The following is a 14301-nucleotide window of genomic DNA, read 5'->3' as shown; positions in this document are numbered from 1 at the left end:
AAATACGCTTTTGTTTGAGCAGTTTTGCCTGGAGCCATCCGCTTGGCCTGAAATAAAAAGGAATGTCCGCTGCTATGCCGAATCTTTATCTGTTGCTGTTTTCCCTGTATTGGGCGCAAGGTCTGCCGGTGGGCTTTATGACCCATGCCTTGCCGGTGATCTTAAGGGCGCAAGGGGTATCGCTGGCGCATATTGGCGGTTTTGGCCTGTTAATGTTGCCCTGGTCGATTAAAATTTTCTGGGCGCCGTGGGTGGATCGCTTTGGCCGCAGCGCTCAGGGCCATTACCGTTCCTGGATTATTCCGACTCAGTTGCTGAGTGTCGTGGTGTTAATCGGGCTGTCATTTATCCCGATTCAGGCCCTGAATGAACCGCTGTATTTGTTTGGCTTTTTTTTCGGGCTGTTGCTGATGAATCTGGTTGGGGCCACGCAGGATATCGCCACCGATGGACTGGCGGTGAATATTTTAACTGGCCAGCAGCAGCACTGGGGCAATACCTTTCAGGTGATTGGTTCACGGCTGGGCTTTATTGTTGGTGGGGGCGCCATGCTCTGGGCTTTGGACTGGCTGCACTGGCAGGCCACGTTTCTGATGCTGGCACTGCTGGTATTTTTAAATACCTTGCCAATTTTACTGTATCGAGAACCGCAACATTCAGCCAAAACAGCGCAGAAGACCACGCCTTTTTCCTGGCAGGTCGTGCGCCAGTATCTGGGTTATTTTCGCCAGAGCCGCAGCTTGGCACTGTGGTTATGGGTGCTGCTCAGTTTTAAAATTGCCGATGGTCTGTCTGGTCCATTACTCAAACCGTTAATGGTCGATTTGGGCTTAAGTTTTTCCCAGATTGGTATTTATGTGACCATGCTAGGGGCGTTTGCGGCGTTACTGGGTGCAGGTGTGGCCGGCTTATTGCTCCGGGTGATGTCACGTGCTCAGGCTTTAGTGCTGTTTTCAGTGTTGAAAGTGCTGGCTTTAACTGCCTATAGCTGGCTGGCCTATCAGTATGAACAGCAGCAGGCGGTAGCGCTGTGGCTGATTTATCTGATTAATGCGCTGGAAGATGGTATTTCGGCGATGCTGCTGGTGGTGATGCTCACTTTGGTGATGCACTATAGCCGCAAACAGCTGGCCGGCACCGATTTTACCTTTCAGGTGGCACTGATGGCTACTGTCAGTGGTGGGCTGTATAGCCTCAGCGGCATACTGGGCGATCAGCTTGGTTATGCACGCTATTTAATGATGATTAGCGGGATTGCGCTGCTGTGTCTGCTTCCGATTCTGGTCTGGGCCAGAAGCCTGCCCAAAGATGAGGCAGTTCAGCACCAATAAACCCTTCAAAAGAAAAAAAGCGATCCTGGAGGGAATCGCTGGAGTCGTAACTGGTTTATAAAAAATAATGGCCTTCCACCTTGACCCACAGCCGTTTGCTGAATGAATAGTGGCTGTGCTGATGTTATACAGTGAGGAGGGCACTTTCTTGGAATTGACCCTGAATATGGGCAGGGAGTGGTGTGCGATCCCGATGACAAGCAGTGTAGTGGCTGTTTATGACATATTTAAGACAGATGCAGGCGCTGACGTGCAGACTGTCGAATTCCTGTTCAATCAATTCATAGATCAAAGCTCCTGATCAGAAAGACTGACTTTTGAATAAGCAAGATACTCATCAGCTGGTTTGATTGAGTCACTTCGTTCTATAAGGAATCCTGTGATCAACTCGCCAATGACAAGTGGCGTTGGCTAAATCACAACGTCAATCATGCTTCATGCTGGTGCAGCTAAAATTCAAGGCCAATCCATCCCGGTAGAAAACTTAACATACCTAGTAAGACCGCGAAAATTCCATGCTAAAGCTGAGCTAAAAAATCAGATAGTGCCAGAAAAATTACTGATCTATTTCTTCAATGCCTCATGTTGTTGCCGGTTGATTTAAGCAAAGCGTCATCAGTTTTATAAGTCGCTGATCCAGCAGCCAGAAATCTGTTAGTACCGGACTTATAAAAAGCATCACCATCGAACTGGAAACCAAGGTAGGTTTGGGCGGCAACGCCGTGATTGATCAGTACAACTTGATAAGTCCGTGAATCAGACAAGTCATTATCAGGCCATCAGGCTGAATTATAACGCTCAAAAACCGCTCCAATCAGATACAAAAGCAATAAACAGTTGGAAGATTTGGTTTTGTTCTGCCGGCGCAGGTTACGGATGATCAAGGCTCTTTTGATGATGTGTTTTCAAGGTTGAAGAATGAAACGGAGTATTTTTGCAGCGACTGCACTTTTGAGTATGAATATGGCTTTTGCTGCCGAGGGTAGTCATTTTGACTGGAGCTATGCGGCACAGACTGCGCCGGATAAATGGAGCCAGTTAAAACCGGAATATCAGGCCTGCGCGGGTATGAATCAGGCGCCCATTAATATTGCCCAGACCACACCGGCACAGTTGCCGCCGTTAAAACTGAACTATGCGGCCAAGGCCAAAACCATTGTGAATAACCAGCGCACGGTTCAGGTCAATTTTGAGCAGGGTAGCCATTTAGAACTGGACCAGAAAATCTTTGAACTCAAGCAGTTCCATTTGCATAGTCCAAGTGAAAACACCATTCAGGGGCAAAGTTTTGCGATGGAGATGCATCTGGTACATGCTACACCTACCGGTGAGCTGGCGGTGCTGGCAATTATGTTTCAGGAAGGTCAGGAAAATCCGAAGCTGAAACAGCTGTGGCAGGAGTTACCGCAGCAACCCGGTGAGGCCATTATTTTAAACCATCAGGATGTAGCCGCGGCATTTTTACCGGAGCAACGGGATTATTATCGTTTTAACGGCTCTTTAACCACGCCGCCATGTACCGAAGGCGTGCGCTGGATTGTCTTCAAACAGATTCAGCAGGCCTCGAGACAGCAGATTCAGGCTTTTTCACAGCTGATGGAACATCCGAATAACCGGCCGGTACAGCCGACCAATGCACGTCTGGTACTGGAATAATCGAATATGAAAAAAAGCAGATCGTTTGATCTGCTTCTTAATTTAGGGTGTTTGGTTGTATGGATTAATGCAGGATTTTATCTAGGAACTGCTGGGCACGTTCACCGCGCTGGGTATTAAAGAATTCATCTTTGGTGCAGTCTTCGACAATCTTGCCCTGATCCATAAAAATCACCCGGTTGGCGACTTGACGGGCAAAGCCCATTTCATGAGTCACACACATCATGGTCATGCCTTCACGCGCCAGCTCGACCATCACGTCCAGTACTTCGGTAATCATTTCCGGGTCCAGCGCCGAGGTTGGTTCATCAAACAGCATGGCAATCGGGTCCATACTTAAGGCCCGGGCAATGGCAACCCGCTGCTGCTGCCCACCAGAGAGTTGCGCCGGAAATTTGTTGGCCTGCGAACTTAAACCAACCCGATCCAGATAGGCCAGCCCTTTCTGTTTGGCTTCAGTTTCCGAGCGGCCCAGTACTTTGATCTGGGCAATGGTCAGGTTTTCGGTAATGCTTAAATGCGGAAACAGCTCGAAATGCTGGAACACCATGCCAACACGGCTACGCAGTTGGTTCAGATTGGTTTTCGGATCGCTAATCGAAATCCCATCGACCAGAATCTGGCCTTTTTGAAACGGTTCCAGACCATTTACGGTTTTAATCAAGGTCGATTTTCCCGAACCCGATGGTCCACACACCACCACCACTTCTCCCTGACGAATCTGGGTGCTGCAATCGGTCAGGACCTGAAAATCCTTATACCATTTGCTGACATTCTGGAGGTCAATCATAATCTTGGGTTCGGTCATACCGTCAGCCTCCTTTGTAGTTTTTTCACTGCATAGGTGGCGATTAAACTCACGCTAAAATACACCAGCCCGGCAAATAGAATATATTGGGTCAGCAGCGCCATTAAATCGCCGCGGACATAATTGGTGCGGAAGAAATCCAGCAGGCCAATGGCATAAACCATGGTGGAGTCCTGAAACAGGATGATGGTCTGCTGTAACAGCAGCGGGGTCATTTTGCGAAAGGCCTGCGGTAAGATAATCAGCCGCATCGACTGGCCATAAGTCATGCCCAGCGCATAGGCAGCCGCAGTCTGGCCTTTGGGAATGGACTGAATCCCGGCACGGACAATTTCAGAAAAGTAGGCCGCCTCAAATAGCATAAAGGCCACGATACTCGACACCAGTGCAGTATCAATGGTCAGGTAATTCCCGGTGAGGGCGGTGTAGAAAAATGGTACCGCAAAATAGAACCACATTAGCACCAGCAGCAAGGGAATCGAGCGGAACAGATTGACATAGCCTTGTGCAAACAGATTCAGTACGCGAATAGAAGACAGGCGCATTAACGCCAGCAGGGTGCCAATTAGAATACCGCCAATGGTCGCCATGACCAGCACTTTTAAGGTAATGGTAAAACCATGCCATAGCGCTGGCCCGGACAGTTGTAAATCATTTAAAAATGCAGTGAGCCATTCCATTATTTTTCTCCTGCAATCAGGCCGGGAACACGTAAACGTTTTTCCAGCAGGTTCATGCCCTGAATGAGGCAAATATTAATCACAATAAAAATAACGGTGACAATGGTATAAATTTCAATGGTGTTTTGCGTGTACTCACTGATGGTTTTCATTTGCGAGATAATTTCCGCCACCCCGACCAGAGAGGCGACCGAGGTGTTTTTAACGCAGTTGGTCAGCTCCGAGCTTAACGGCGGCAAAATAGTGCGAAATGACTGCGGTAAAATTACATAGCGATATAACTGCGCGGTACTAAAACCCATGGCATAACCGGCATTGATCTGTCCGCGTGGCAGGGCTTCAATACCGGTGCGCACCTGTTCACAGACCCGCGCCGCGGTAAACAGTCCCAGTCCAATACTGGCTGAAATCAGCGCTGAAGTATGCGCGCCTAGATCATTCATCCACCAGCTTTTGATGGGCGCTGGCAGGAAATTGGGCACCACATAGAACCAGATAAACAGCTGGATCAGCAGCGGTACATTACGAAAAATGGTGACATAGGCGGTGCCAATCGTGCGGGCGGTTTTGCTGGGCAGGGTTCGCATAATCCCCAAAATGCTGCCCAGTAGCATGGCAATACTCCAGGCCACAATGGCAATCACCAGCAGCCAGCCCAGACCGGCGAGAATCCAGTGCAGATAGGTACTGTCGCCAATGCCGGTAGACTGAAACAGGACACCCCAGTTCCAACTATAATTCATACGTCCTCCTCAAAAACTCAGGTAAAGCATCCGTGTTTACCTGAGCCGGTTTATGTTGGAGTGTTACTGATCACGATCGTGCGGATTGGCAATCAGGTCTTTCAGCTGATCGGACATTTCAAAGTTCAGGTTGATGTTCTTCGGTGGAATTGGCTGCTGGAACCATTTGTTATACATCTGGTTGATTTCACCCGAGCTATAGGTGGCTTTAATGGCATCATCCACCACCTGTTTAAATTCAGTATCGCCTTTACGCAGCATACACCCGTAAATTTCCTGAATTGGCGCCGTACCGACAATCACCCATTTGTCTGGATCGGTGGCTTTGGATTTTTCACCGGCCAGCAGAATATCATCCATCATAAAGGCAGCGGCGCGGCCACTTTGTAGCATCAAGAAGGATTCGGCATGGTCTTTGGCTGAAATAATTTCGCCAATACCGAGTTCTTTTTCATGCTGGCGGATATAACGTTCAGAAGTGGTACCGGCGGTGGTGACCAGTTTTTTGCCTTTTAAGTCAGCAAAATCCTGAATACCGGAATCTTTGGCCGTAAGTAAACGTGAACCCACCTGGAAGAAACCGACCGAGAAAGCCACTTGCTGCTGGCGTTCCTGATTGTTGGTGGTCGAGCCACACTCTAAATCGACCGTCCCGTTAGAGACCAGTGGAATCCGGTTCTGGCTGGTAACCAGGTTATAGCGGATTTTCAGATCTGGCATCTCCAGTTTCTGTTTTAGCGCTTCCACCACTTTCAGTTGCAGGTCATGCGCATAACCGACCGGCTGATTTGGCGTATCGGCAATATAGGAGAAGGGAATGGATGAGTCACGATAACCCAGCACAATGGTGCCGGACTTTTTGATTTTCTCTAAGGTGCCCGAACTCGAGGCAGCGGCATTGGTGTTGCTATTGGCATCAGCTGGAGCTTTATTGTCACTACAAGCACTGAGGCCAAGCATGAATGCGCTGGCACAAAACAGGGAGGTGAGGGTGTGTTTAGAGGTCATGTACAAAACTCCTTTTGTATTGATTATTGGTCATTTGCTGTTATTCATGGCAATTCCAATCCTGGAACTGATTTATCAGGTAATGAAGCAAATGAGATTGTTTTAATTATCTCTGCACAACGGCATAGCTTCATCTTAAGCGAGATTTCCAGCATTGCTCAAGCGAAATTTTTAACCGTTTTGTTAATGATAAATCGTTATGAAATAACCACTTTTTAGATAAATAGCAGCAAAAAGCATGAATAAAATACAGCAGGAACTGTGCCAGTCTTGGGCCATTAAAGACCAAGATATGACCAAAGTTGAGATAAAAAGTTAGGCGAAGGTAGATGAACCGGCACAGAGATTTAAATCACGCGATTAATCTACCCGCAGGGTATTGATGGCTTCAGTCCAGTGACAGCTGTCACAACGCGGGCAGATCTGCTCGGCACTTTGCAAAAAATCGGTATAGCCACAGTATACGCAGGCGTAATGGGTATGCGGTTTGACTTCGGTAATTTCCTGACAGGCTTTGGGAAACAGGGGCAAACCGTAACGCACCTGATCATTGGAAAAAAACAGGATGCTAAACTTGCCATCATTTTCGAGTAAACCGACTCGTACCTGTCCCAGATGTTCGACCCCTTGCTGGCGCATTTCGGCAAAGAATTCATCGTGCGACATTTTACCGCGTTTAATCTTTTCTAAGACCAGCTCGCCATCTTCGACAATATACAGCGACTTGCCTTCCAGCAGATCTTCAAAGGGCTGGTATTTCATCATTAACCAGGTCACCAGACGATACAGGAAAATCACGATGCTCATGATTAGCAGGGCCTGAATCAGCGGCAGATCTTCGGTGAACATCGGGTCGCCGGCAATTGAACCCAGCGACAGAATAATCGCCAGTTCAAAAATTGACAGCTGGCGCACACCACGTTTTCCAGTCAGACGTAAAAAAATAATGATCATGCTGAACATAAGGATGGCTCGCACGCTAATTTCAGCCGCAAAAGCCCAGGTGGTGTCATGAATAAAAATACTGGCCCAATCCATGTGAATGTCCTTTTTATAATCTGTTGGTCTTTGTTGATACTATGCATGAATTGCGGCGGCTGAATGTTTATAGTTGCGTAATGAACTGCAATGATTTGAGTGACTTGGTTAATTCAAAAAATTACCTGATCTGAAGCCATGTAATGTTAAGGCTTATTTGCTCAGGATTTTGCTTTGCTTCAGTTTTACTGAGATGAGTCAAAAAATACTTTCACATAAATCAGGTATAATTTCTCTTTTGCTTTTATCTTCCCTATGCCTTTTGCGCTGAAAACCATGCCAAACATGGTGCTTGAAGTCTCACCACAGCATCAGAAGCTGAATCGTTTAATCGATGAGATTGAACAGCAGAAACAGTTATTGCTTGCATGGCAACATGCCCAAGATGACATTCGTGCCTATAGTCAAAAGGCGCTGATGCCTGCGTATCGTGAGTTATATAGCACTTTGTATGAACAGATGAAGACACTTTGGAATGGTCTAAGTAGTTATAGTTTCACGAAATCAAATACAGCATTGGTGGAAGATAAAATCCAAACTTTAGCACGGTTACTACAAGGTTCACATTTGCTGAGTCAAAAGCAGTTAGATGAAGTGGAAAAAATGCATGTCTATTATCAGCAGGCAGATGAATACAGCAAGAAAAAAAACAAGAAGAAAAATATAGACACTTTTGATGAGCCTGAAACTGAAACAGTCCAAGCCGATGATGTATTTGAAGATTGGAATAATGATCAATACCAACAAGCACGTGAGCAAGCCAAGTTAAAACGTCAGCAAGAAAAACAAGCGCAAGCTGAAAAGATGGTGAATCAATCACTCAAAACTGTGTATCTCAAGATTGCTTCCATCATTCACCCTGATCGTGAGCCCGATGAAGCTAAAAAAGAGGAAAAGACCGAGCTTTTACAACGTGCCAATGAAGCATACGAACAGGAAGATTTATTCTTTTTACTGAAACTTCAGCTTGAAGTTGAGCAAAGTAAAAACGGTTCACACAAAGGTTTAAGCACAGAACAATTCAAGTTTTACCAACAGGCGTTAGAAGCACAAAGCCAGTCCTTAAAACAGCAGATGCAGGAATTGATTAACTCGCTTGTATGGTCAAATAAAGCCAAAATTGCGGTGCAAAAGTCCAAAGGGCAGCTCAATATTGAGCAGTTGTATAAACAGATTGATGCGGATGTGTCGAACGTGAAGCATCAGTTAAAAGCGGAGAAGCAACGGCTGAGTTTTATGGGGAAAGAGAGTGGGCTAGGGATGTTGTTGGAGCATGGGGTTTTGTAAAGAATATAGTTTTTTTGAACTAAGCAAAAAGTTTGTATGCTATTCATTATGCTAAAATATTACAGAAATTGAGATTAGCGTTGAAGTCAGTGAATGAGCAATTTAGATTTAAGCATTTATCAAACGAGTGAAAAATTATCGGCACAACAAAAAAAGTTTAATCGATTGCTTAAGAAAATTGAGCAATTACAAATGGTATTGGCGGACTGGCAACAAGCGCAAAAACAAGTTCAAGAGGATGCAAGAGATGAGCTATTACCTTTATATCGTCAGTGGCACCACGTTTTGTTCGCTCAATTAGAGACGCTTTGGCAATATAAAAATACGCATAAAATCGCAAAAACATATTTAGTGCGTTTAGATGAAAAAATTTCAATTTTAGCGAGTCAGCTGCTTAATAATCCGAATCTTTCTGAACAACAACATGAGTTGACGCTTATCATTGCTCAACATTATGAGCTGATAGAAGAAAGTGCTGATGCTGAAGAAGTCAGCTCTCATGTAAATGATCATTCGCATCAAGCGCATGATGCTGATGAAATGATGCAAAAACAAGCCATAAAAGAAATGATAGCAGACCAAATCGGGGTACCCGTAGCTTGGCTTGACTTTGATTTGGATCTCAATAATCTCGACGCGTTTATGGAAAAAGTAAAAGATAAATTAGATCGAGAAGAAGCAAATTTTATTCAAAATCAGCTTAATGAAGATGAGCGTGATGAATATCAAAAGTTTGCTGAAAAGGAAAAAAAGAAAATTTTAAAGAAGCAAACACAGCTTGAAGAAGCGAAAAAAATGGCAGGGCAATCTCTAAAAAGCATTTATTCAAAAATTGCTGCCTTAATTCACCCTGATCGAGAGCAAGATGAACAAAAGCGCATTGAAAAAACCGAATTATTACAGCAAGCAAATGCTGCATTAGAGGAAAAAGATTTGCTTACTCTTTTGAAATTGCGTGTTTTTACAGCGCAAGGTGATCAGGAACAGGCAACAAAAATCGCGAATGAGCATTTGAAATCTTATAATTTATTGTTGGAAGAGCAAGTAGAGAAATTACAATTTGAAATAGATGATATTATTTATTCATTTGATTGGATCGGCTCTGGTTTTTACAAACAGCGTTTTAAACCTGTTGATTTGATAAAAAAATATCAACGCGATTTAGCAGATATTCAAGCAAAACTGTTAAGAGATGAAAAGCGTTTAAATGATTATAAGGATTTTGATTACTTAAAAATTTTACTGAAAAGCAGAGCATTTAGTTGGTCATTTGAGTAATTTTTAGCATTGATTGTCATTCAGAGCATCGTCATTTTGACGATGCTTTTTTATGCACTTTAACCCGCTGATTATTCGCCTTCGCCAAATCCATGCGTCACACCGCCACCGATGCAGAACATCTGATGTGGCAAGTTTTACGCGCCAAGCGTTGTATGAACCTTAAATTTCGTCGTCAGCATGTGATCCAACCCTATATTGTGGATTTTTACTGCCATGAAATTGGTTTAGTGATTGAGTTGGATGGTAGTCAGCATGGAACAGATGATGCTGTGGAATATGATGCTGTACGAACGAATTTTTTAGAGGCGTTGGGTTTAACTGTGGTTCGGTATTGGAATCATGATGTGTTGGGGCGAACTGAGATAGTGTTGGAGGATTTGTGGCAAAAGTGTTGTGAATTAAAAAATACCTCTCCCTAACCCTCTCCTAAAAGGAGAGGGAAATATTCATTACTAAATCCGTGCAAACATAAAATCAAATGATGCTCCTTCTCCCTTTGGGAGAAGGCGGGGGATGAGGGTTTCTAAGATCGTAAACTCTCAATCTCTTTTAAAATCCAAATTTTAACTTGATCATTCTTAGATAAAGAAAACTCTAAAGCAGGCGAGTCACTTGATACATCAACATTTCCTTCATATGGGGAAATGATGAGTAATTTTTCATCAAAAAGCATAAAGAAGTTCCAATGGAATTTGGTACTGTGGATGATTTTTATCGTTCCCTTCTTATTCACTTTTTTATGGATGCCATCCAATTTTGTTTTACAGTTATTAATCTTAGTTTTTATATCCATAGGAGACTTATTGAAACGGCTAGCTATAATTTTAAGATGTTCATTATTGTTTTCATCAGGAAGGATAAATTCTAATTCACCTCCTTTTTTTAAAAAAGCTTCTAATGTCTTTGAATGACTAGATATCCATGAATCAAAATAATGGGTCACAATGGTAACTTTTTTATGATTTTGAAATAGAAGTTTCCAATTTTTATTCTTAAAAAAATCTTGAGTTTTCCAATCATTATTAAAATACGGTTTTACTTCATCTAGTGTTCTTCGAGCAATATCATCAATCAATTTTTCATCACGTTGATTTTCGAAGAAATCTGTTAATGATTTTAAGAGTAATAATGAAACAGATAGAATTATTAAAGTTGGAATCAATGCATTCGATACATCTTTTCCTAATGAGTAAAAAGTTTTTGACCATGAAAAAGGATCAGAACTCAGAAGATATGAGAAAAAGAAATAAAGTCCAATTAAAATTATTGCTGTAATAAAGCTAATAATTCCTAAAAATTTTTGAACTGTTTTTAAGAATTCTGAATTCATACGCCTCTTTATTAGATTGCATTTTTTTAGAGAGGCTATTTTATAGTCTTTAGTGTTTAATGCAATAAAGATTATAAAATAAAGGGCTGAATAATCAGCCCTTTATACTACGAAATTGGTTGAATTAACAACACATTAAAGCGCCGCAATTTGCTCCATATTCGCTTTAATCTTCGCTAATTGATCAGCAAACTCAGCAAGTTTCAATTTCTCACCTTCAACCACAGCAGCAGGTGCTTTCGCCACAAAACCTTCATTCGCAAGTTTAGTGGCAATTTGGTCATGCTGTTTTTGAACCTTGTCTAAGTCTTTTTGTAGACGACCCAATTCCGCTTTAGGGTCAATTAAGCCCTTCATTGGAACGAATACAGACACATGACCGACTACAGATGAAGAAGACAATGGCGGTTGTTCAGCATCTGCAAGGAAAGTAATGCTTTCAACTTTTGCCAATGCTTTAAACAACGGTTCAATACGAGCGATTTGTGCTTTTTCTGCATCAGTAGTGTTTTGAAGCAGAACAGGCAACAAGCGAGCATTACCTAGACCCATCTCACCACGGATGTTACGTACCGCACCAATCAAACCTTGCAGCCATTGCATATCTGCTTCAGCTTGTTCGTTTACTAATGCTTGGTCAGCAACAGGGTACTGTGCGAGCATAATCGTTTCGCCAGAAATGTTGAGTTTCGGCGCAAGTGTTTGCCAGATTTCTTCTGTTAAGTAAGGCATCAACGGATGTGCCAAACGTAAAGAGGCTTCCATTACAGAAAGAAGCACACGACGCACTTCAGCTTTACGTTCAACCGATACGTTTTCGTCATTCAGAACCGGTTTCGTCAGCTCGACATACCAGTCACAGTATTCATTCCAAATGAACTCGTAAATCGCTTGTGCAGCCAAGTCTAAACGATAGGTCGCAAAGGCTTGTTGAACCGCAGCTTCCGCTTTTTGTAGACGGCTGACAATCCACTGCTCAGGCAATTCCCAAAGGTCTTGACGAACGTCTTGACCAATTACTTGATCTTCGCAGTTCATCATTACGAAACGGGTTGCGTTCCAGATTTTGTTGGCGAAGTTACGGTAACCTTCAACACGCTTCATGTCGAACTTGATGTCACGACCGGTGTTGGCAAGCGCACAGAAGGTGAAACGAACCGCATCTGTACCGTAAGACTGAATCCCTTCAGGGAATTCTTTACGGGTCGATTTTTCAATCTTCGCTGCTTGTTTCGGATTCATCAAACCTGTGGTACGTTTTTGTACTAAAGTTTCAAGATCAACACCGTCAATCAAATCTAATGGGTCAAGCACGTTACCCTTAGATTTAGACATCTTCTGACCTTCGCCATCACGTACCAAACCGTGTACATACACAGTTTTGAATGGTACTTGTGGCGTGCCATCTTCATTTTTCATGAAGTGCATCGTAAGCATGATCATACGAGCAACCCAGAAGAAGATGATGTCAAAACCTGTCACCAATACATCAGTCGGGTGGAAAGTATTTAAGAAATAGTTTTCTTTGTCTTTCGCTTCGTCACCTGTCCAACCTAAAGTTGAGAATGTCCAAAGACCAGAAGAGAACCAAGTATCGAGTACGTCTTCGTCTTGGTTCAATTGAACGTCAGCAGGGATGTTGTGTTTCGCACGAACTTCATCTTCGTTACGACCCACGTAAACATTGCCTTCCGCATCGTACCAAGCAGGAATACGATGACCCCACCATAATTGACGCGAGATACACCAATCTTGAATGTTGTTCATCCACGCCATGTACATGTTGCTGTACTGCTCAGGCACGAACTTGATACGACCGTCTTGAACCGCTTCAATCGCAGGTTTCGCAAGTGGGGCAATCTTCACATACCATTGGTCTGTCAATAACGGCTCAACGATCACGCCTGAACGGTCACCGCGAGGTGGCTTCAATGTGTACGGTTGAATTTGATCTAACCAACCTTCAGCTTCGGCTTGAGCAACCAATTTCTTACGTGCTTCAAAACGTTCTAAACCAATATAGTCTGCAGGCGCAGGAATGGTTTTAGAAATTTGTTCGCCTGCTTTTGCGATGTATTCAAATTCAGCAAGAACTTCAGCATTTTTGTTGAAGATGTTGATGATTGGTAATTCGCAGCGTTTACCCACTTCATAGTCATTGAAGTCATGCGCAGGCGTGATTTTTACACAACCTGTACCGAATGCTTTGTCTACATATTCATCTTTAACGATTGGAACCGCACGACCTGTAATTGGCAGGATGATGTTTTTACCGACTAAATCAGCATAGCGTTCATCATCAAGCGCAACCGCAACTGCCGTATCACCTAACAATGTTTCAGGACGCGTGGTTGCCACAACGATGTAATCTTTACCATCGTGGGTACGAAGTGACTTATCTTCAAAGAAGTATTTGAAGTGCCACAGTGAACCTTGTTCTTCTTTATCAGACTCAACTTCTAAGTCAGACAAGGCAGTTTGTAATTTAGGATCCCAGTTTACAAGGCGTTTACCACGGTAAATCAAACCTTGTTCATGAAGCTTAACAAACACTTCTTTAACCGCATTGGATAAACCTTCATCCATGGTGAAGCGTTCACGTGACCAGTCTACAGAAGAACCTAAACGACGAATTTGACGGGTAATGTTACCGCCAGATTGTTCTTTCCATTCCCATACTTTTTCGATGAACTTTTCACGACCAAGATCATGACGGCTCACACCTTGCGCACCGAGCTGACGCTCGACAACCATTTGGGTTGCAATACCTGCGTGGTCAGTACCCGGTTGCCAAAGCGTATTTTTGCCTGACATACGGTTATAACGAGTCAAAGCATCCATGATGGCATTGTTAAAACCATGACCCATGTGCAAGCTACCAGTGACGTTTGGTGGCGGAATCATGATACAGAAAGACTCGCCTTTTTCAGACGGTTTGAAGTAACCGCGCTCTTCCCACGTTTGGTACCATTTTTTCTCGATTTCGGTCGGATCGTAAGTTGTAGCAATATTTTGCGCTGAATCAGTCATAGTTCGAACAGATCAAAAGTAGATAAAAAATTGCATCTATTGTAGCAAAAAAAATGGCGACTTAGGCAGCCTGAATCATTGGCTTGTTTAAGCAATTGGCATCTGCACT

Annotated in this window: 12 protein-coding genes and 1 pseudogene; 6 read left to right on the top strand and 7 right to left on the bottom strand. The window is 43.6% G+C overall.

Going from position 1 to position 14301, the window contains the following annotated elements; genetic code table 11:
• The first annotated feature begins 74 nt into the window (after nucleotides 1-74).
• Together FTU54_RS08900 and FTU54_RS08895 are read left to right on the top strand one after the other, a co-directional pair.
• Complete coding sequence (locus tag FTU54_RS08900) at nucleotides 75-1331, top strand: MFS transporter (RefSeq protein WP_180074640.1); 1257 nt, start codon at nucleotides 75-77, stop codon at nucleotides 1329-1331.
• A gap of 918 nt (nucleotides 1332-2249) precedes the next feature.
• The gene (locus tag FTU54_RS08895) at nucleotides 2250-2987 is read left to right on the top strand and encodes a carbonic anhydrase (RefSeq protein WP_180074639.1); all 738 of its coding nucleotides are present in this window, start codon (nucleotides 2250-2252) and stop codon (nucleotides 2985-2987) included.
• Nucleotides 2988-3051: 64 nt separating this feature from the next.
• Here the strand turns inward: FTU54_RS08895 and FTU54_RS08890 are convergent, their stop codons facing one another.
• The 4 genes from FTU54_RS08890 to FTU54_RS08875 all read right to left on the bottom strand — a co-directional run bounded on the left by FTU54_RS08890 (nucleotide 3052) and on the right by FTU54_RS08875 (nucleotide 6226).
• Nucleotides 3052-3777 (bottom strand): amino acid ABC transporter ATP-binding protein, encoded by a 726-nt coding sequence (locus tag FTU54_RS08890; protein ID WP_171066734.1) that lies wholly within the window; start codon nucleotides 3775-3777, stop codon nucleotides 3052-3054.
• A 14-nt stretch (nucleotides 3778-3791) separates the two neighbouring features.
• A complete protein-coding gene (locus FTU54_RS08885) occupies nucleotides 3792-4475 on the bottom strand; it encodes an ABC transporter permease subunit (RefSeq protein WP_005176046.1) in 684 nt (227 codons plus the stop codon).
• Nucleotides 4475-5218: an amino acid ABC transporter permease gene (locus FTU54_RS08880; protein ID WP_005176049.1), complete on the bottom strand. Its 744-nt coding sequence runs from the start codon at nucleotides 5216-5218 to the stop codon at nucleotides 4475-4477. Before FTU54_RS08880 ends, FTU54_RS08885 begins: the two co-directional genes overlap by 1 nt.
• A 63-nt stretch (nucleotides 5219-5281) precedes the next feature.
• Nucleotides 5282-6226 (bottom strand): transporter substrate-binding domain-containing protein, encoded by a 945-nt coding sequence (locus FTU54_RS08875; RefSeq protein WP_104509882.1) that lies wholly within the window; start codon nucleotides 6224-6226, stop codon nucleotides 5282-5284.
• Here FTU54_RS08875 and FTU54_RS08870 point away from each other — a divergent pair.
• The gene (locus FTU54_RS08870; protein ID WP_158650840.1) at nucleotides 6212-6445 is read left to right on the top strand and encodes a hypothetical protein; all 234 of its coding nucleotides are present in this window, start codon (nucleotides 6212-6214) and stop codon (nucleotides 6443-6445) included. The two genes, FTU54_RS08875 and FTU54_RS08870, sit on opposite strands and share 15 nt — an antisense overlap.
• Nucleotides 6446-6586: 141 nt before the next feature.
• Here the strand turns inward: FTU54_RS08870 and FTU54_RS08865 are convergent, their stop codons facing one another.
• Complete coding sequence (locus FTU54_RS08865; protein ID WP_016659883.1) at nucleotides 6587-7264, bottom strand: DUF421 domain-containing protein; 678 nt, start codon at nucleotides 7262-7264, stop codon at nucleotides 6587-6589.
• Between the two features lie 255 nt (nucleotides 7265-7519).
• On the opposite strand from FTU54_RS08865, the gene FTU54_RS08860 reads away from it, so the two are divergent.
• The 3 genes and pseudogenes from FTU54_RS08860 to FTU54_RS08850 all read left to right on the top strand — a co-directional run.
• Nucleotides 7520-8551 (top strand): molecular chaperone DnaJ, encoded by a 1032-nt coding sequence (locus FTU54_RS08860; protein WP_180046403.1) that lies wholly within the window; start codon nucleotides 7520-7522, stop codon nucleotides 8549-8551.
• Nucleotides 8552-8644: 93 nt separating this feature from the next.
• Nucleotides 8645-9829 carry a molecular chaperone DnaJ gene (locus FTU54_RS08855; protein ID WP_180046401.1) on the top strand — a complete coding sequence of 395 codons (1185 nt, stop codon included), beginning with the start codon at nucleotides 8645-8647 and terminating at the stop codon, nucleotides 9827-9829.
• 71 nt (nucleotides 9830-9900) lie between these two features.
• A pseudogene (locus FTU54_RS08850) lies at nucleotides 9901-10251 on the top strand (endonuclease domain-containing protein); the annotation flags it as partial.
• Nucleotides 10252-10355: 104 nt separating this feature from the next.
• On the opposite strand, the gene FTU54_RS08845 reads toward FTU54_RS08850, so the two are convergent.
• Nucleotides 10356-11162, bottom strand: a complete 807-nt coding sequence (locus tag FTU54_RS08845; protein ID WP_168416558.1) for a hypothetical protein — start codon at nucleotides 11160-11162, stop codon at nucleotides 10356-10358.
• Nucleotides 11163-11297: 135 nt separating this feature from the next.
• A complete protein-coding gene (locus tag FTU54_RS08840) occupies nucleotides 11298-14192 on the bottom strand; it encodes a valine--tRNA ligase (RefSeq protein ID WP_180047069.1) in 2895 nt (964 codons plus the stop codon).
• Between the last annotated feature and the right edge of the window lie 109 nt (nucleotides 14193-14301).

Origin of the sequence: Acinetobacter sp. YH12116, assembly GCF_013418895.1 — a bacterium.
GTDB classification, from domain to species: domain Bacteria; phylum Pseudomonadota; class Gammaproteobacteria; order Pseudomonadales; family Moraxellaceae; genus Acinetobacter; species Acinetobacter indicus.
The sequence above is the reverse complement of the archived record's forward strand: the minus strand, read 5'-3'. Positions and strand labels throughout refer to the sequence as shown.